Annotated in this window: 17 protein-coding genes and 1 pseudogene; 5 read left to right on the top strand and 13 right to left on the bottom strand. The window is 30.5% G+C overall.

Translation table 11 applies throughout. The features are described from left to right. Positions 1-131: 131 nt before the first annotated feature. Positions 132-2,258 carry an RNA degradosome polyphosphate kinase gene (locus LS73_RS01225; RefSeq protein WP_034559093.1) on the top strand — a complete coding sequence of 709 codons (2,127 nt, stop codon included), beginning with the start codon at positions 132-134 and terminating at the stop codon, positions 2,256-2,258. Between the two features lie 41 nt (positions 2,259-2,299). Here LS73_RS01225 and argC read toward each other — a convergent pair whose 3' ends face one another. After that, positions 2,300-3,355, bottom strand: coding sequence for an N-acetyl-gamma-glutamyl-phosphate reductase (gene argC / locus LS73_RS01220; RefSeq protein ID WP_233708865.1), 1,056 nt, complete (start codon positions 3,353-3,355; stop codon positions 2,300-2,302). Positions 3,356-3,481: 126 nt separating this feature from the next. Between argC and ilvA the strand changes: the two genes are divergently transcribed. Together ilvA and LS73_RS01210 are read left to right on the top strand one after the other, a co-directional pair. Beyond that, entirely contained in the window at positions 3,482-4,717 is a 1,236-nt protein-coding gene (ilvA, locus tag LS73_RS01215) for a threonine ammonia-lyase (RefSeq protein ID WP_034559097.1), read from the top strand. A gap of 292 nt (positions 4,718-5,009) precedes the next feature. Beyond that, on the top strand, positions 5,010-6,725 hold the full coding sequence (locus LS73_RS01210) for a cation:proton antiporter (RefSeq protein WP_034559168.1): 1,716 nt from the start codon (positions 5,010-5,012) through the stop codon (positions 6,723-6,725). A 116-nt stretch (positions 6,726-6,841) separates the two neighbouring features. On the opposite strand, the gene lptE is transcribed toward LS73_RS01210, so the two are convergent. From lptE to fur, 12 genes are all read right to left on the bottom strand, one after another. Next, on the bottom strand, positions 6,842-7,357 hold the full coding sequence (lptE, locus tag LS73_RS01205; protein WP_034559170.1) for an LPS assembly lipoprotein LptE: 516 nt from the start codon (positions 7,355-7,357) through the stop codon (positions 6,842-6,844). A 55-nt stretch (positions 7,358-7,412) separates the two neighbouring features. Next, complete coding sequence (locus LS73_RS09915) at positions 7,413-7,643, bottom strand: hypothetical protein (protein ID WP_034559099.1); 231 nt, start codon at positions 7,641-7,643, stop codon at positions 7,413-7,415. Positions 7,644-7,674: 31 nt separating this feature from the next. Further along, complete coding sequence (kdsB, locus tag LS73_RS01195; RefSeq protein ID WP_034559101.1) at positions 7,675-8,385, bottom strand: 3-deoxy-manno-octulosonate cytidylyltransferase; 711 nt, start codon at positions 8,383-8,385, stop codon at positions 7,675-7,677. 101 nt (positions 8,386-8,486) lie between these two features. After that, positions 8,487-9,392: an LPP20 family lipoprotein gene (locus tag LS73_RS01190; protein ID WP_138069969.1), complete on the bottom strand. Its 906-nt coding sequence runs from the start codon at positions 9,390-9,392 to the stop codon at positions 8,487-8,489. A gap of 40 nt (positions 9,393-9,432) precedes the next feature. Beyond that, on the bottom strand, positions 9,433-9,897 hold the full coding sequence (locus LS73_RS01185) for a type II secretion system protein (protein ID WP_034559105.1): 465 nt from the start codon (positions 9,895-9,897) through the stop codon (positions 9,433-9,435). A gap of 85 nt (positions 9,898-9,982) precedes the next feature. Further along, on the bottom strand, positions 9,983-12,322 hold the full coding sequence (gyrB, locus tag LS73_RS01180; protein WP_034559172.1) for a DNA topoisomerase (ATP-hydrolyzing) subunit B: 2,340 nt from the start codon (positions 12,320-12,322) through the stop codon (positions 9,983-9,985). Between the two features lie 41 nt (positions 12,323-12,363). Further along, on the bottom strand, positions 12,364-13,482 hold the full coding sequence (gene dnaN / locus LS73_RS01175) for a DNA polymerase III subunit beta (RefSeq protein WP_034559107.1): 1,119 nt from the start codon (positions 13,480-13,482) through the stop codon (positions 12,364-12,366). A gap of 217 nt (positions 13,483-13,699) precedes the next feature. Further along, positions 13,700-15,016: a chromosomal replication initiator protein DnaA gene (dnaA, locus tag LS73_RS01170; protein WP_034559109.1), complete on the bottom strand. Its 1,317-nt coding sequence runs from the start codon at positions 15,014-15,016 to the stop codon at positions 13,700-13,702. 125 nt (positions 15,017-15,141) lie between these two features. Further along, positions 15,142-15,777, bottom strand: a complete 636-nt coding sequence (locus LS73_RS01165; RefSeq protein WP_034559111.1) for a MarC family protein — start codon at positions 15,775-15,777, stop codon at positions 15,142-15,144. Between the two features lie 63 nt (positions 15,778-15,840). Then, positions 15,841-16,320 carry a hypothetical protein gene (locus tag LS73_RS01160; RefSeq protein WP_034559113.1) on the bottom strand — a complete coding sequence of 160 codons (480 nt, stop codon included), beginning with the start codon at positions 16,318-16,320 and terminating at the stop codon, positions 15,841-15,843. Further along, on the bottom strand, positions 16,310-16,897 hold the full coding sequence (locus LS73_RS01155; RefSeq protein ID WP_034559115.1) for a hypothetical protein: 588 nt from the start codon (positions 16,895-16,897) through the stop codon (positions 16,310-16,312). The genes LS73_RS01160 and LS73_RS01155 overlap by 11 nt, the downstream gene beginning before the upstream one ends. After that, positions 16,890-17,369 (bottom strand): ferric iron uptake transcriptional regulator, encoded by a 480-nt coding sequence (gene fur, locus LS73_RS01150; protein WP_034559118.1) that lies wholly within the window; start codon positions 17,367-17,369, stop codon positions 16,890-16,892. The genes LS73_RS01155 and fur overlap by 8 nt, the downstream gene beginning before the upstream one ends. Before the next feature lie 243 nt (positions 17,370-17,612). On the opposite strand from fur, the pseudogene LS73_RS10490 reads away from it, so the two are divergent. Beyond that, positions 17,613-18,470, top strand: a pseudogene (locus LS73_RS10490) (methyl-accepting chemotaxis protein); the annotation flags it as partial. Next, positions 18,456-18,932 carry a CZB domain-containing protein gene (locus tag LS73_RS10580; protein WP_407918761.1) on the top strand — a complete coding sequence of 159 codons (477 nt, stop codon included), beginning with the start codon at positions 18,456-18,458 and terminating at the stop codon, positions 18,930-18,932. The pseudogene LS73_RS10490 and the gene LS73_RS10580, both read left to right, overlap by 15 nt. Positions 18,933-18,970: the final 38 nt, after the last annotated feature.

Genomic DNA, 18,970 nt, shown 5'->3' with positions numbered 1-18,970 from the left:
CTATTTATTCAAAATTCTTCACATTATACTTAAATGTGATTGATTAAATCAAAGCTATAAGTTTTAGAATAGTTCGATAAGTCGAAATAATGTAAAATTATACAAAGTTTAATAGTAACAAGGAACAAAACATGCAAAAAGAGAAAACATCAAATGTATTAAACGAAGCATATCAAAATGGGCATTATTTTAATAGAGAGTTAAGCTGGCTTCGATTTAATACAAGAGTGCTAAATGAGGCTAGAAATACAAAGTTACCACTTTTAGAGAGGCTAAAATTCCTTGCAATTTACAGCACAAATCTTGATGAATTTTACATGATTCGAGTAGCAGGATTACAAAGACTATTTGCCAATGGAACAAGAGAGAGTGGGGCTGATAAACTAACGCCACTAGAGCAACTAAGCGAGATTCGAAGCTATATCAATAGAGAAAAGCAAGAAATATCAATGCTTTATGATGAAATAAAAAAGTCTCTAGCAAAAGAAAAGTTAATACTTCGAAATTTTGCAGACTTAGACACAAAAACCAAACAAGATATACATCAATATTTTACAAATTACCTATATCAAATTATAGTTCCTATTGTTGTAGATTCTGTCCACCCATTCCCACACCTAAATAACCTTAGCTTTGCCATTGCAGTTATGCTAAAAAATAAGGAAACTAGGGAAATCAAATATGGCATGGTAAGAATTCCACGAGTGTTAAAACGATTTGTAAGAGTAAATAAAAACTCATTTGTTTTTACAGAGAGCATTGTTGGGGAATTCGCAGATGAGTTATTTGAAGGATACGAAACCATTGCATATATGCCCTTTCGCGTTACAAGGAATGCTGATATGGAAATTGAAGAAGATGAGGCAGATGATTTTATCGTGTTAATGAGTGAGGGGCTAAAATCTCGTAAAAAGGGTGAAATAGTCCGACTTGAAGTAAGTATTTCACAAAAACAAGCAGAACATAAAAAACTACTAGAATTCGTGAAAGCACAAATAAAAATCTCAAAAGAAGATGTATATGAACATCAAACGCCTGTAGGATTTAATTCTTTTTGGGAGATTATTGGATTAAAAGAATATACCCATCTAGCATTATACCAATATGTAGCCAAAGTTCTACCTCCACTAGATGATGCTATAAATATCTTTGATTGTATTGATGAAGGCGATGTATTATTATTTCACCCTTATGAAAGCTTTGATTCTATAATTAACTTCATACAGCAAGCAGCAAAAGATCCAGACGTTTTATCTATTCGAATGACATTATATAGAGTTGGAAAAAATTCACCAATTGTAAAAGCCCTAATGGAAGCCACAGAAAACAAACAAGTAACAGTATTAGTAGAGCTAAAAGCTAGATTCGATGAGGAAAATAATTTACATTGGGCAAAGTCTTTGGAATCTGCAGGGGCGCATGTAATATATGGTATACCAAATCTAAAGGTGCATGCAAAAATAGCTTTAGTCATTCGTAAAAAAGGTGATAAATTGCATGAATATGTCCATCTTGGGACAGGAAACTACAATGCTCAAACCGCAAAAATATATACAGATATAAGCTTTTTAAGCGCAAATAGAAACTTTGCTAAAGATGCTGTGAAATTCTTTCATTCTCTCTCTACAGGAAGCTCCAAACATGCAAAATTAGAATCTCTCTATACAGCTCCAACACAAATCAAGGAAAAACTTCTAGAGCTAATTTCAGGTGAGACAATGCTAAAAGAGCAAGGCAGAATCATTATAAAAGCTAATGCATGCGTTGATACAGATATAATCAATGCCCTATATAAAGCGTCTCAAGCTGGTGTAAAGATAGATATGATAATTCGTGGCATTTGCTGTTTGAAGCCGGGTATAAAAGAAATAAGTGAAAATATTAATGTCTACTCTATCGTAGGCAAATACCTAGAGCACGCTAGAATCTACTACTTCAAGAATGCTAAAGAGCCAATATATTTTTCAAGTGCAGACATTATGCCAAGGAATTTAGAGCGACGCATAGAGCTTCTAACTCCCGCAACAGAAGTAAAAATTGCTGATAAACTATTGCAGATTTTAAACTTGCAGTTAAAAGATACTTCACAAAGATATGAGTTAAAAAGTGATGGAGAATACTATAAAGTCCCAGCAAAAGATGTTGCAATAAATTCACAAGAAACATGTGAACACATTGCAAATAAAATATACAATGCAAATAAGAAAGTTGACGAAAAAATTAAGAGGTTAGTTAACAGAATGATGGGGGAGTCATAGGCTTTTTATTTCACTTTTAGAATCTAGGCTAAACTAATTCATTAAGGGAAAATAGCAATTTCATCTAAAGATTGCTGTTCTCTAAAACCAAACCTAATATTAAGATTCTGTATAGCTGCCCCTGAAGCACCTTTTACCAGATTATCAATAGCCCCCATCATGATTACTCGCTTATTGCGAGCATCTAGTCGCGCACTAATATCTACAAAGTTGCTACCTCTAACCCATCTTGTTTCAGGCGCGCTATCTCGTAAATATCTGATGAAATATTTATCAGCACAAAATTCCTCATAAATAGAATCTATATCAGCCTGTGTAATATAACTATATTTACTTGAGAGATTGGCATACGCTGTAATTAAAATTCCTCTATTCATAGGAATTAAATGAGGCGTGAATGTTATATTGATTTCATTTATGTTATTAGAAAATGAGCAAAGATTCTGTTCTATTTCAGCTATATGCCTATGATTTAATAATCCATAAGCCTTAATATTTTCATGAACTTCGCAAAAGCTACTATCTAGTTTTGTATTTCTACCCGCTCCAGAAACCCCACTTTTTGCATCAATAATAATACTAGAATTATCTATAACCCCAGCCATAAGCAATGGCAAAACGCTAAATGTGCTACAAGTAGGATAGCAACCCGGATTAGCAATTAAATTTGAATTCTTAATGCTTTCTTTGTTTAACTCACATAAACCATATGCAGAGATTTGGAGCAAATCAGGGCTTGGATGAGTGAAGTGATAATATTCTTCGTATTTCTTAGGATTCTTCAATCGAAAATCTGCCGACAAATCAATAACAACACAATCATTAATAATCTCTTTAGTTAGAGTCCTAGCTAAAAATTCGTGAGGTGTAGCAGCAATAATACAATCATTGTCTTTGGCAATTTGGGATAAATCGCTTTTTTCCATAACATTATCATAAATATCACGAAATTGCCCAAGGCTTTGTTTTAAATTAACTCCTGCTTGAGTATTAGCACCAAAATGCGTAATACTTACATCTTTGTGTCCATGTAAAATTCTCAATATCTCACTACCACCATAGCCTCCAACGCCAAGAACTGCCACTTTTAGCATTATTCATCCTTAAAGCAAATGTAAAAACAAAATAACTTGTGATTATAACACAATGAGCAACTTTTAAATTTGGGTAGATTAAGCGATATAATAACTTCTTGATTTTATTTCAATTTACAAAGGTTATACATGCAATTAATCCCACTAGACTATATCACAAAAGCTGCAAAAAGACTAGAAGGCATAATTGCAAAACACCCTCTAGCATATGCGCCAAAATTAAGTAAGATAGCAAACACGGAGGTTTTTTTGAAAAAAGAGAATCTTCAACCAACAGGAGCATTTAAAATAAGAGGAGCATTTAATAAGCTAGCGGTTCTAAAGGAGAAAGATTTAAAAAATGGCACACAAGTGTTATCACAAGGTGTAATTTGCGCTAGCGCAGGCAATCATGCGCAAGGAGTAGCATTTAGCGCGCAACATTTTCAAACAAGAGCAGTAATAGTTATGCCAGAGGCAACCCCTCTACTAAAGATAATGGGAACTAGATCTATGGGTGCTGAAGTGGTGCTTGTAGGAAATAATTATGACGAAGCATATAGCCATGCCATGAATCTTGCAAAAGAACAAAATCTAACATTTATTCACCCATTTGCTGATATTGAAGTAATTGCTGGACAAGGCAGTATAGCACTTGAGATGATAAAAGAAGAACCACTAGATATTCTAATTGTGCCAATTGGAGGTGGAGGATTAATAAGCGGTATTGCAAGCGTCTATAAAGCACTTAATCCACAAACAAAGATTATAGGTGTCAATGCTAAGGGCGCAAATGCAATGAAAAATAGCTTTGAGGCAAAAAAAGCACATAATTCAGATTCTGTAAGGACAATAGCCGATGGCATCGCGGTACGTGATGTAAATGAATCTGTATTTGAATGCATACTTAAAGGCGTTGATGATATTGTAGAAGTAGATGATGACGAGATAGCAAGTGCTATATTATTCTTACTTGAGTTTCAAAAGCTAGTAACAGAGGGAGCTGGTGCAGCAGGTGTTGCGGCTATATTACACAATAAATTAAAGCTTAACACAACACAAAAGGTAGGCGTAGTAATTAGCGGAGGCAACATAGATATAACAATGTTAAATGTAATCATAGAGAGGGCACTACTAAAAAGTAGCAGAAAAATGAAGTTTCAAGTTATATTAATAGATAAACCCGGCAGCCTTCAAAAGCTCACAGAATTATTAACAAATCAAAATGCAAATATTGTATTTATCAATTACTCACGAATTAGCACAAAACTGCAATATGGAGATGCTATAGTGGAAATAGCACTAGAAATTAAGGGTGAAGAGCATAAGGAAAGCATCTTTAAAACTATGATGAAGCATGGCTATACAGTGAATGAAATACTTTGATATGATGTTTTTTATATTGCAAAAAAATACATCCGCAAGCAAGTCTTATATAAATATAAATAATAATTTATTTAAAAATTTATGCTCACATCTAAGATTCAATCAAATAACCAAATATACAATATATAAGCCCTTAATAATATTACTACTTTTATAAACGCAAAATCGAAAAAATATTATACAATGGGTGCTTTATGATTGTATTTATAGTAAGCAGATTCTAGATAGTCTCTAAATCCATTATGCGAGGTGAGTCATAGATACATATTTAGTTATTTTATGCGTGTTGGCTATGGCTGTTGTTTCGGGCATTATACTAAATCGGCTAAAAATTCCAACGATTATTGGATATATCCTAACAGGTGTTCTCACCGCATATATTTTTGGTTTTCGTGTGGAAGATTCTGAAGCCCTAAATGAAATTGCTGAATTTGGTATTGTATTTTTGATGTTTATGATTGGGCTAGATTTTAGCTTTAAAAGTATTACAGCGATGAAACAAGAAGTGCTTGTATTTGGCGGATTACAGATTGGACTTTCAATAGCTTTTTTCTTTGTCGTATGTTTTTATTTCTTAGGCTTTAATTTTGCTACTTCTATCATTATAGCAAGTGCGGTTAGTCTATCTTCTACTGCTATCGTATTAAAATTTTTAAATGAAAGTAGTCAAACCAAGACACCATATGGTAAGGCTTCTGTGGGTATTTTGATTTTTCAAGACATAGCAGTTATTCCTATTTTACTAATGATTAAGCTTTTAAGTGATAAAGATTCTAATATGTGGGTTTTAATACTAACCACACTTGTTTCTGCTACTATTCTTTTAATTGTACTTGTGCTTCCTGGAAGACTTTTAGCAAAGGTATTTTTAAAATTTTCTGCCGTGATGAAAACTGATGAAATTTTTGTTGGTGCGGTATTTCTTGTCGTTTTAGGTTCAGCATATATTAGTAAAGTTTTTGGATTTTCACTTACTCTTGGTGCATTTTTGGCGGGTATGATCATTTCAAGTACACCTTATAAATATCAAGTAACTTCAGTTTTAGTGCATTTTAGAGATATGCTCTTGGGAGTATTTTTTATCACCGTAGGAATGCAGGTTGATTTGATATTTTTGTTTAAATACTTTATTGTAATCATTGCCTTTGTTGCGCTTATGATGACTGCAAAAACATTACTTGTATATATATTTTTACTATTTTTTCAAGGGCAAAGAATTGGAATGCGTATAGCACTTTCACTATCGCAGATCGGAGAATTCTCTTTTGCTATTTTCCTCCTTGCAAGTCAACATAAGATTCTAAATCTTAGACTTGATAGTGGGATTTTAAAAGCAATTTTTGGGGAAGCATTCTTTGCAAGCATTACTCCTGAAGAAATCTACCAATTCCTTACTTTAATGGTAATTTTTTCAATGATTGCTACACCATTTATTTTGGATAGATTAGATAAAGTAACTAGCTTTTCTTTACGTTATATGATACCTATAAATCTTTTTTCTAAAGTAAAAAGCGATACAAAAAAAGCAAGTTCACAAGAAGATGAAAACTCACAAGAGACAAAAGAGGAGGGAGAAGGACTTGAAGGGCATGTTATAGTATGCGGATATGGTGAACTTGGTCGCAAGATTTTGGAATACTTCAAAGGTTGCGATCTGAGCTATATTACAGTAGAAAAAAATTATGCCAAAGTAGAAGAGGGTATAAAAAAGGGTGAAAATATTATTTATGGCGATGCTATACGCAGAAGTATGCTTGAACAGCTGGGTATAAAGAAATGTGCAGTTGTAATCATAGCAATAGATTCTATTGAAGTAGTAGAACATTTACATAGCGAGATAGTTTCTATTTCACCTATGTGCAAGATTATTCTTAAAACAAAAAAATCTGCATTTGAAGCTCGCATGAAATCTGAAGGCGTATATGCTGTGGTGCATGAGAGGCGAGAATTAGCTAAAACTTTAAGTGATTTAGCAATTCAAGCAGTTAAAGAGAATAGAAAATTATAGTGATTTAATTAATATAAACTTAAAGAACAATGACTTTGTTAAATATAATAAAATGCTTTTTAAATAGATGTAAAATAGAAATAAAAAATAATACTTAAAGTTTTAATATCAAAATGCTAAAATACGGCACTATAACCAATTTGAGAAATAAACCTATCTATACTTTGCTTGCTTGCTTCTAAAATAGCATTCGAACGGCTATTATATGTAGTAATGGTATTAACAAGTGAGCCAGCATAATCATAATAGCCCGGATTAATAAAAGTAAATTCTTTGCCGTCCTTGCTGAATTTAAAACTAATATCTATATTGATTCTATAAAATGTCGCAAAACCTTGCGAATTTGTGGCAATAACACTATCTTGAATCCTTAATACATTTACATTAAGCACAGTATCACTACTTTCCAGACTAGATAATTGAGAGTGAAACCTAGAGACTATAGCTTCGTTTATTAAGTCTTTTATATAAACAGATTCTTCGGTATTTTCCAAATTTAATTCAAGTTTCACATAAATCTTATCTCCTAAAGCTTTATTAGCATAATAAGACATAGGTCTATATCCACATGCAGCAAATAAAAATAAAGCTATTAAAATTAAAAAAAAGTTAGCACAAATTCTAAATATCATAAAAAACCTATTCGCATATATTTTCCCATAAAATTCAAAGAAAATTTTAAATATTTTAATTAAAATCAAAATCCCCGGCTTGCCCCTTACTCATGCTGCTATATACAGAATCTACATAGCTAGCACGCAATTCACATTTAAGCAAGCTTTCACATTGTAAACAGGATTTTAATCCTCTAGATTTTTGACATTGCTCAAGCTGCATCTTGTTAGATAATAATATTTGCATATATTTGTCATGTTTAAAACTTGAAGAATCATCTACAATATATTCTTTCTCTTGCATTGCTTATCCTCTAATAAAAAATATAACAACATTACGATATACCAAAATTTCGCTTTAAAAGCTCTAAATCATGTGGAGTATCAACACCAATACTATTACTCTCTACAATATTTACACGAATTGGTAGATTATAATATAATGCTCTTAGTTGCTCTAGCTTCTCAATATCCTCTATATTGCATTCTCCAAGCATGGCATAATGTTCTAAGGATTCTTTAGTATAAGCGTAGATTCCAATATGCGCTAAGAATCTTTGATTAAAATCCATATCTCGATAAAATGGAATTTGTGCCCTAGAAAAATATATTGCATTGTTTTTATTATCTAAGACAATTTTAACAATATTTGGATTGCTAGACAAATTGGAATCAATATATTTTGCACAAGTAGACATAAATGGCGCATAATCCATACTTTGCTTTAATGTTTCTATAACATGTCTCTCTAAGAATGGTTCATCGGCTTGAAGGTTAATAATTTTTTCACTTTCGTTTAAATTCAAGATTCTGCTTGCTTCAAGCACTCGAAGAGTTCCATTTGGAATATTAGGGTCTGTAAGGACAAATTTAATTTTATATTTTTTTGCAATGTCGCAAGTTTCATTGCAATCAAGAGCCAATATAACATCATCTACTTGACTAGCATTTATAGCACTTTTTATAAACATAGGCATACCGTCAATATCACATAGAATCTTCTTAGGAAATCTACTACTTTGAAGTCTTGCTGGGATTATAATCATGTTTATAACCTTTAATTCAATTATTATCTTATATACCAATATGTAAGCAAACTAATAAACTATATCTAAATTTACTTATATAATCATAACAATCCTTCAAATTACATTGAATCATACATAAAGCTATATAGAGTCTTATAAATGAATGCACCCAATCTTGTTTTATTGTTGTCAGAATTAAGTTTATGCCTATCGATATAGCTATTAATATTTATAGAATCTTCCACATCGCCATTACAATCAAGAAATACGAGTTCTAAGCCTATGTATTTATCACTAGTGATTTTTGCATTTATGGTTCTTGTGGATTCTTTGCTAATTATCATAAACTTACTCAATTCAGCCAACAAAATAGGTAAAACATCTGGAACATAAATAGACTGCTCTATATTTAAGTCATAACTTAATTTCCTAGCAGCTATCGCTCCGTAGTCTTTTACTTCAAGCTGATATGAAGTCATACTACCGCCCAATGCAGAAATAACATTTATATCATTTTGCAATTCTTTTAAATAAATCTTAAACATTTCATAGGATTTGAGTGAAGGATATCCACATTTCTCAATACTAGCTTTTAAAAAATCTTGTTTAGCTTGCATTCTTTGCAATATCTGGGATCGCAAGATAGCTTTTGTAGCTTTAACGCGAACAACTACTAAATCTCCTGCCTTACTTACTTTATCTAGTTCTATACCACTTAAATCTGTAAACCCACTCTCAAGAGAAGTATGTTGAATGCCTGAAGTCTTGAGCGAATAATCATTATGAACGGTTGTATTTTGCGCTTGAACTTGAATGCTTACTTGAAGATTTGTTGCTAAATCTTTAATGGCATTCTCTTTTGCGCTATTGGCGTCCTTACCATAGCCTATACCATAGAGATATGAAGCATTTTTAGAGTCATTATCTAATGCTCCTAAATTATTACTGCTACATGAAATAAAATATATAAAACAACACAATAATGCAATGCGTATCATATATAAAAATCTACATAAAAACCCCACTTAAACTCTCCAGCTCTCAATGTAGCTCTAAATTATAGCCTTATTTTAAATGTTTTCTATGATAAATTTTCCTGCATAGAAACTGTGATGGATTACAAGAGAGATTAAATCTATTTCCATCGCTTTTATTTAGAGTGAATTGTACATATTGCTTACCTATATAAAGTCGGAATTGATTTCTTCCTCTTGGTTTAAGTGAAAAGAATTTATTATCAACAACTAAATCTTTTAATATCTTATCTACACATTTAGTAACATCTTGCTTACTAATAAATTGTTTGTATGGAAGCTTTGCTAGGTTATTTTGTATAGATCTAATATGCAACCTTGCTTTTTCTATAGCTATTAGATGACTACGAGCGTAATTGACTGCTGGAATGCTAAGAATGGAGATTATAAACAAACAAACTAATAGTTCAAACAGAGAAAAAGCTAGCTTGTAATCTGCATTTACATATCTTAAGGAAGTTATAAACTTATTTTCACTTAAAATTAAAATTTTCATAAGTAAATCAAGTCGCTAAATAAATAATACATTATTAGAAAAAAACTTAATCTATCAAAATAATAAGATAAATCTTAGATAAGATCTATATATCTAGATTCTTAACTTCTCTCGCATTTTTTTGTATATATTTCCTACGAGGCTCCACTTCATCGCCCATAAATATATTAAACATCTCATCAGCTTTTTCATCATCTTCTATTTTTACTTGCACTAATGTTCGATTTTGTGGGGACATAGTAGTTTCCCAAAGCTGCTCTTTATTCATCTCTCCCAAACCTTTATAACGTTGGATATATGCACCCTTTTTAGCAGATTCTTCAATTTCTTGCAGGCAAGAGAGAATATCTCTTCCCTCTAAAAATTCAAGTTGTCTATCTGAAATTTTTTGGAAAAGATTTTTACATTCTTTAAATGTTCTATCGTAGAATAAATTTTTGGATATTTTTATCTCTGATAATCCCAAATTTGTCTGAATATTTAATGTAATACTAGTTTCATCTATGCTTTTCTTTAAAATAGAATAGTTCTTTTTATTAATATACTCTTGCAAGCCAACTAAAATAGAATCAAAATCATGTATATCTATATTATTTTCAAGCAAATATCTAGAGATATATTGTACCGGATAGCGTCTTTCTAAATCATTTATCAATAATCGATAATGAGATATAGCTTTTAGAATCTGTATTAGCTCATTATTGCCAACACCGTCAAAAGAAAAATTCTCAATACCCTTTTCTATTAAAAAATCACTCAATGCTCTATCATCTTTTAGATAAATATTATTACTTTTCTTTTTATCTCCGCCTTTTTTGCCAAAGCAATATAATGGTGGTTGAGCTATGTAGATATGACCGTTTTCAATCAATGGCTTAAAATACCTATAAAAAAATGTCATTAGCAGGGTTTGAATATGACTGCCATCTACATCAGCATCAGTCATAATAATAATCTTATGATAACGAAGTTTATCAATATTAAACTCACTTCCAATGCCACAACCAAACGCAGTAATCATATTCTTTATTTCTTCACTTTTTAGAATCATATCTATACGAGACTTTTCTACATTTAAAATCTTTCCTCTTAATGGCAATATTGCTTGATTGCGTCTATCTCTGCCCTGTTTTGCAGAGCCACCAGCAGAATCTCCTTCAACAAGATATATCTCAGATTCCCTAGGATCCTTACTTTGACAATCTGCTAGTTTTCCTGGCAGTGTAGAAACTGATATTTTTGTATCTTTGCGAGTTAAATCCCTCGCCTTTTTTGCAGCTTCTCTACCTCTTGCAGCAACTAGCACTTTTTGCATAATTAGTTTTGCTTGTGTTGGATTTTCTTCGAAGAATTTATTAATTTTTTCATAAGTTAACTTTTGAGTTATACCTCTTACAAATGAGTTGCCCAATTTGCCTTTTGTCTGCCCCTCAAACTGTGGTTCCATAATCTTTGTAGAAATAATTCCAACAAGCCCCTCCCTAACATCATCTCCTAGCACTTTTACATCTTTTTCTCTAGCACTAGCATTTGATTCTATATAATTCAATATTACCCTACTAAGCCCAGCTCGAAAACCAGATTCATGGGTGCCGCCATCTGGCGTTCTGATATTATTTACAAAACTTAGTAATTTCTCATCATAACCCTCATTATATGCTAATGCGATCTCTATTTGTGTTTCATCTTCTTCTGCTTCAAATGATATAACATCTGTGATTAGATTACGTTTGTTAATATCAAGTATAAATTGTCTTAAGCCACCTTCAAAACTAAAAGTCTCCTTTGTTCCATCTCTTTCATCATGAAAATGAATCGTTATTCCATGAGTTAGATACGCCATCTCTTTGAACCGTTTTATTAAAATATTAGAATCAAAATCTATGATTTCCATAATATCAGAATCAGGCAAAAACTCTATAATAGTCCCATGTTTCTTTGTGCTTCCTGTTACTTCTAATTCTGTTATTGGAATCCCTTGCTTAAATTCCTGTTTATATATTTTATTATTTTTATGGATTGTCATTATTAGATGCTTTGATAGAGCATTTACTACGCTTACACCTACTCCATGCAAACCGCCTGATACCTTATATGTATCTTTATCGAACTTTCCGCCAGCATGCAGAACTGTTAAAACAACAGTGGCGGCGGGCATATTTTCTGTTGGATGCATATCAACTGGAATTCCGCGTCCATCATCTTCTATAATAGCACTACCTCTATCTGTGATAGTTATCTTTATATTTTTGCAAAATCCCGCCATGGCTTCATCAATGGAATTATCTACTACTTCATATATCATATGATGAAGACCTTTAATATTGGTATCTCCAATATACATTCCGGGTCTAGTTCTAACAGCTTCTAATCCTTTTAGGACCTTTATATTGCCCGCATCATATACTTTTTTCATATCTTGCATAAATTTTAATAAATCTCCAAACTCTGATATTAAAATCAATATTATACAATTTGTGGCATTATCACTTCCTTAATATCCCCCATATCTATCAATATTGGAGTATCTAAAGTAGCAATGTTAATCTCTATATTTTCATTACTAGATGCACTTAAACATTCTATTAAATGTCTATTGCTTACACCTATCGTTATATCTTCGTTTAAATCTAAATTACAAGGAATTTCAATACTTGCATTTATTTGCTCAACATCAGAATCCAATGTTTCAAGTTTAATAAACTCTTTGTTAAATGTAATTTTAGAGTTACGATTGGTTACGTTCATTTTTATTAGAGCTTTCATTAATTCAATTTTATTAAGTGATAACTTATGTTCATTTTCACGTGGTTTTAGCAAGAATTCAAATGATGGATATTTAGCATTAATAGGCTTAACATAAAGTTCAGTGTTCTCGCTTACAAAAGCTATATATTCAATAAGCTCTTCATTATTATATATACCCCTTTGTAGATAAATATCAAAATTTTCACTAAAATGTTTCAAAATATGATTAATTGCTTTTTTAGGAATCAAACAATATATATCTTTTGTTTCTTGTTCATATTTTTGTTTTATGTATGCTAATCTTTTAGTATCAGTTGCTACAAGATTCATTTCATTGTTTTTAATTTCAAGTAAAATGCCTTGTAGGGCTATGTTTATAATTTCTTTTTCGCTGCAAGCATGTACTGCTTTTTTGCTTGCGCTCAAGAATGGATTTGAATCTATATTCAACTTTTCCATTTTATTATAATCTAGTGTTGCGAATAGTTGTTCATTTCCATATTCCATAACAGGCATTTTAAATCTTGATTTACCTTGTTTAAAGTTAATGTAGTTGTCTTTTAACTCAATAATTACATTATCATCGTTTAATGCTTTGATAATATTGCTAAACAATGAAAAATCTATAGCAGATTTTAATTCTCCTTGTTTTTCCTTTATTTTTAATGATATTCTTATACTCATTTCATAATCTGTTGATTTCAAAATAAATTTATCTTCTATTGTTTCAATAAACACATTAGAAGCTAAGTCATTTTTATTTTTTCTATATATGACATTTTGCATACTTGATAATGCCTTATCTAATGATTCCTTATCAATTGTTGTTGCATTCATCTTGATTTTCCTCGTAGATTCATAATATATTAAAGTAGTTTTATTAGTAGTTACGTGAATTAAGTGAAACATTTTTTTTAATTGTAAAATATCCTTATGGAATCGATATTTGATAGATTTTTTCAAATCTTTATTTATTCACATTTGCTTCACATATTTTCTTTTTAGTAATGTTTAAATTATATCAGATATATTATTTTCTTTTGTTTTTGTTTGATTATTTGTTTTTTTGCCTTAGTTTCGCGATTATGTTATTTATTTCATTTTTTAGATTACTATCTTCTTTCATTTCTTCTGTTATTTTTTTTATTTGTTTGCTCACTGCGCTATGATCTTTTAGATTTAAAGTATTTGCAATTGTTGGCAGATTTGTTGTTGTTTCTTGCCTTGCTATGTATGCTACCATTTTTCTTGCTTTTGCAATTTTGTTCTTTCCTCTAGTTTTTGTTTTTATCTCTGATGGTTTTATGTTTAGTTCTCTTGATATTAATGATATAATATCTTCAAATTCAATACCTCCTTTTTCCACTCCCCTATCTTTTAGTTCGTTAATTACTATATCTTTTGTGATTGGTATGTTTAGTAATGACATTTGTCCGTGTAACTTTAGTATTATTCCTTCAATCTCCCTTATATTATCATGCACCTGTGTGGCTAGTATATTAATTATTTCAGTTTCTAGATTGATGTTGTTAAGTTTACATTTTTGTTTGATTATATTTATTTTTGTGTCCAATTCAGGAGATTCTACCTTTGCGCTCATGCCTTTTTCAAATCTTGATTTTAACCTTTCTTCTAGTTTTTCTATTTTCTTTGGTGGTTTGTCGCTTGTTAATATTATTTGTCCACCTGCGCTATGTATTTCTTCGAAGGTATTGAAGAATTCTTCTTGGAATTTCTGCGTGTTTGTCAGGAATTGCACATCATCAATTAGTAAGTAATCGCATTTTCTAAATCTTTCTCTAAATTGATCCATAGTTTTATTTTGTATCCTATGTCTATATTCATTAAACATAATTTCAGCTGTTATATAGATTATTGCAGCATTTGGATTTTGATTATATACTTCAAGACATACTGCATTTAATAGATGTGTTTTTCCTAGTCCAGTATTTCCATATATTAGTATTGGATTCCATTTTGATATTTTTTTTCTTGCTGCTTCTCTTGCTGTTTTGTATGCAAATTCATTGCATTTTCCGACTATAAATTTCTCGAATGTATATTCTTGATTGGTGCTATATTGGCTGCTTTTAAAAACATATTTTTTTTGCACAATTTGTAATGCTTGTTTGCCTGATTTTAGATTAAATATAATTTCTGGCTTTGCGTTAGTTTCTCTTTTGACAAAATCTATCATTTTGTTTTGATATTTGCGCTTTGCCCAATTAGCTATGAAAATATTATCTACTATGAATATAAATATATTTTCACGTGAGTTTTGAGTGTCATATTGAATTTTACTTATATATTTTTTGTATTCAATCTCGCTAACTTGGGTTTTAAGATTTTCAAGTATATCATAGCCATTCATAAAAAGCCTTATGGTAAATTTACGTGAATTGATTTTACAAGTTTAGCATGTATGGGGGTGCAATCTATCAATTTTACGTGAATTAATTATAGATTAATGTGTCTTTATGATTGAAATTATGTGAATTAACTTGTTAGCCCCATGTTTTTTAATCCTATTATGATCATTTTGAATCCCATTGCTATAACAAAGACAAGGGCTATTCTAGAAAATATATATAAAACTAGTTTACCTAGTATTCTCTCTACTGTCGCTGCATAGTGAAATAGCATTATCATAAAAGCAAAAGCCACTACAATTGCACCAATGGCAATGAATATATTTTTATCTTCAGATATTACAACTACAGTTGCAAGTGTTCCTGGACCAACTAGCATGGGAAATGACATAGGTATAATACTTTGTTTAAATAGCTCATCAAAATTTAAATTTTTGTAATTTGAATAATCTTGATAGGCTGATGAGAAAAGTAGATTTTTTAAACTCATTACTATTAATATTAGCCCCCCAGATATGCGAAGTTCATTTATACTTACATGAAATAGATAATTCATGATAATCGAACCACTAAGCAAGAATACCAATACTATACAAAAAGCTACAAATACAATATTTCTAAATAACTTTTGTCTAAATTGGGTTTTTACTCCTTCTGTCATAGAGATGAATTGTGGAAGATTTCCAAATGGATTAAGCACAGCTATAATTGCTATTGATGTTATTAATATGCTATGTATATTTGATTCTATTTCGCTAAACATGATAAATCCTTTAAGAGATAAATTTGCAGATGAGAATTTTATTTAAATAGCTAGAATACAAAGTCATTCTAATATGAAAGAATCGTTTTTATTGTCATTTTGAAGGTTTAGTATTATTATTTTTGAACTAGAGTTGCTTTTTAGTGTTATATAATCACTTTGTATTTTTATTAATTTAAATGAATCGTTGCTAAATAATAATGTTTCGTTATGAGAAAACCACCTTTCATTAATTAATGCTTTATTGTTTAATATTGCATTTAGATTTAATGTAGTATTATCTTGCTTGTTTTCTTGGTCATAGATAGATTCCATTTTATTTATTTGATTTATAGAATTTTCCATATTATTGTTGGTTATGTCTAGTTCTAAAATAGAAAATTGTCTAGCACTAATTGTTTTTTCTTGCTGTAGAAAGTCTATTTTATGCTGTATATTTTGAATATCTGTTGTTTCATAGTATGTTACTATAAATAGTAGTATTAAACTTATTGCTATTAGGATGGTTGGGTATGATATCTTATATCGCCTCTTATTTGGCATACTGCTCTCTACTTATTTGCTGCAGTTCAAATAAAAGTAAAATTTGCTGATTCCATTGTAGTTTAGAACTGTTAATTTTATCGCTTAACATTGTTCTAGAATCTGTATGGTTTGCATCGCTTTGCTTTATGATTTCAGTGTCAAAACTTTGTGCTTTAAGTATAAATATATTGGGAATTATCTCAATATCTCTTATGAAGTTATAGCAGTTTATATTTTTACATATAAAGTGCATAGCATATATTGCATTACTAGGTTTTGCTTGTATTTTTTGTATAAGTTTTTGGCTTATTTCTATATGTCGATTTAGTTTTGTTAATTCTTGTATTTCTGGTCTTAGGCATAATTCTTTTTTGCATTTGCTCTTTAGTTCATATTTTCTAAAGAGTTCAAGGATTTCTTTACGTGTGTTTTCTATATTAGTGTGATAGTACTGAGGAGATTCTTGTTCTTGATATTCAATTAGTGATATATATGTTATAACACAACAAAAGAATAAAAATATAATCAAGTAGGCTACATTTTCGCCTTTTTGTAATAAATAATATCCAAGCCTTTGAATTAATATTCTAACCATTGGTTTCTTCAGCTTTATCCTTACATTTACTGCAAAGTACAAATAATCTCATATCATGACTGATTAACTGTGTATCAAATTTCTCGGCTATATTAATTTGGAGTTGCTCTATATCTGAATCCACAAATTCAATAATTATACCGCAATTAAGGCATATAATATGATCATGATGGGCTTTAGCTGCTATTTCATATCGTCTTCCTGTTTTATCTGCCTCAAGTGCTGTAATGAATTTTTCTTTTTCTAGAAAGCTTAAGATTCTATATACAGATGATATACTAGTGTTTTTATCTTTTAGTCGCAGTTGGTTGGCGATCTCTTCAGGGCTTAGATGTGTTCCGCTCTTGTATAATACTCCTATGATTTCTTCTCTTTGCTTAGAGTTTTTAAGCCCATTTTTTTTAATAGAATTTCTAAGTCTTGTAAGTATTGAATCTAAGGTTTCAAGTCTTTTTGCAATTGTCTTATCCATATTACGAATCTCCAAGATTAAAGTTAAATATTATTATTATTGATAAAATAATTATAGTTAAATTATAGTTAAAAAAGTCCAAGTAAATATGCATTTTCTCAATTTAATGGCAAAAGTAGTAATTATTTACGAATTTTGCTAAATCGTTATTTTTTTATTAATAAATAATGTTTTTAACGCAATTATTGTAAATATTCAAATTATAGTATAATTACTACACCCAAGAATTACATAAGGATTACAATGTTTAGTCGAATTGGAAATGTCAAAGAAGAATTGGCAAAAAAAGAAAAGGAGATTGTAAAACTACAAGAAGAAGTTAATTTCTATAAACAATTAAGCTCTTTTTGCACAGATAAAGCTGTTGTAGTCTTAAATAATCAGGAGGTAATCTTTACAAACAACAAAGCACAAGAATTACAAAGGCTAAATAATAGCATTTCAAAGCTTAGTCAGTCTGTTAAAACTATTGACATCGATGGAAGCACATTTATCGTAGAATATAAAAAAATGGATTCCTTAGATATATATTTTCTCTCTGAATATAATTTACGTGACAATAATGCAGAAGGATTTGATATTACTTCTATGCATCATAATTCACTAAAGGTTGGGCTTGGAGCAACACGTGAATCTTTTATTGATATTTTTAACAAGCTAACCAATATTATCGATAATATCAATCAAGATTTATATATTTCGTCAAAAGGATTGCAAGTTAGTGATAAATCTATGCACAGCATTGAGGAATTGTGCGATAAAATGCAACAAGCACAATCCTTATCGCAATCTTTAGGTGTTCGAAGTAACGAAATTGTAAGTGTTGTGTCTTTTATCGAAGATATAGCAGAGCAGACAAATTTGTTGGCACTTAATGCAGCAATAGAAGCAGCAAGGGCTGGTAAGCATGGACGTGGTTTTGCTGTTGTGGCAGATGAGGTTAGAAAGCTTGCAGAAAAAACTCAAAGGGCTACAAAAGATATAGCAATAGTGATAAAGTCAATGCAACAAGAAAGTAATGATATTAACAACAATGTAGAAGAAATTAATACATTAACTGTTAGTATGAAGGATAATGTTAACGAAATGGTTAAAATGATGAAGAGTCTCTCGCTTGGTTCGGATACTTCCAAAATAACATTAGATATAGTTAATAATATAGTATTCTGTTCGTTGGCTAAGTTAGATCATATTATATATAAGAACAATCTTTATTTGTTCATGCTTGGAACATCTAATGAATTCGATATAACAGATCATAAGAGTTGTCGACTTGGTAAATGGTATTACGAGGGAGATGGATATATTAATTTCCGTAATACTAGTGGTTATAAGGCATTAGAGAATGAACATATATCTGTTCATTCTAATGCTAATCTTATTGCAAAAATTATACGAGAGAATAAGCCTATTGATAAAAACTTTATTGATGATCATATTAAAATATTTGAGGAATCTACTAGGGGTGTTGTGTGTGAAATCGATAATATGCTGGGTGAGAAGAACAAAGAGTTAAGTGCTTTAATAGATATGCAATCAAATGGTAAGAAAAAAATACCATAAGTATAGTATATTTACTAAATCCAAACTTAGCAAAATAG

Source organism: Helicobacter muridarum (assembly GCF_000765805.2).
GTDB classification, from domain to species: domain Bacteria; phylum Campylobacterota; class Campylobacteria; order Campylobacterales; family Helicobacteraceae; genus Helicobacter_A; species Helicobacter_A muridarum.
Note: the sequence above shows the minus strand (reverse complement) of the source record. Positions and strands in the feature narration are given on the sequence as shown.

What these genes read in the sequence shown, in the direction of transcription:
- fur (WP_034559118.1), bottom strand. Translation starts at nt 17,369, where the DNA reads ATGGATAAGACAATTGCAAAAAGACTTGAAACCTTAGATTCAATACTT.
- LS73_RS01165 (WP_034559111.1), bottom strand. Translation starts at nt 15,777, where the DNA reads ATGTTTAGCGAAATAGAATCAAATATACATAGCATATTAATAACATCA.
- LS73_RS01160 (WP_034559113.1), bottom strand. Translation starts at nt 16,320, where the DNA reads ATGCCAAATAAGAGGCGATATAAGATATCATACCCAACCATCCTAATA.
- LS73_RS10580 (WP_407918761.1), top strand. Translation starts at nt 18,456, where the DNA reads ATGGTTAAAATGATGAAGAGTCTCTCGCTTGGTTCGGATACTTCCAAA.
- dnaN (WP_034559107.1), bottom strand. Translation starts at nt 13,482, where the DNA reads ATGAATGCAACAACAATTGATAAGGAATCATTAGATAAGGCATTATCA.
- lptE (WP_034559170.1), bottom strand. Translation starts at nt 7,357, where the DNA reads ATGATATTTAGAATTTGTGCTAACTTTTTTTTAATTTTAATAGCTTTA.
- LS73_RS01185 (WP_034559105.1), bottom strand. Translation starts at nt 9,897, where the DNA reads ATGAAAATTTTAATTTTAAGTGAAAATAAGTTTATAACTTCCTTAAGA.
- ilvA (WP_034559097.1), top strand. Translation starts at nt 3,482, where the DNA reads ATGCAATTAATCCCACTAGACTATATCACAAAAGCTGCAAAAAGACTA.
- LS73_RS01155 (WP_034559115.1), bottom strand. Translation starts at nt 16,897, where the DNA reads ATGGTTAGAATATTAATTCAAAGGCTTGGATATTATTTATTACAAAAA.
- gyrB (WP_034559172.1), bottom strand. Translation starts at nt 12,322, where the DNA reads ATGCAAGATATGAAAAAAGTATATGATGCGGGCAATATAAAGGTCCTA.
- LS73_RS01210 (WP_034559168.1), top strand. Translation starts at nt 5,010, where the DNA reads ATGGCTGTTGTTTCGGGCATTATACTAAATCGGCTAAAAATTCCAACG.
- LS73_RS01225 (WP_034559093.1), top strand. Translation starts at nt 132, where the DNA reads ATGCAAAAAGAGAAAACATCAAATGTATTAAACGAAGCATATCAAAAT.
- dnaA (WP_034559109.1), bottom strand. Translation starts at nt 15,016, where the DNA reads ATGAATGGCTATGATATACTTGAAAATCTTAAAACCCAAGTTAGCGAG.
- kdsB (WP_034559101.1), bottom strand. Translation starts at nt 8,385, where the DNA reads ATGATTATAATCCCAGCAAGACTTCAAAGTAGTAGATTTCCTAAGAAG.
- LS73_RS09915 (WP_034559099.1), bottom strand. Translation starts at nt 7,643, where the DNA reads ATGCAAGAGAAAGAATATATTGTAGATGATTCTTCAAGTTTTAAACAT.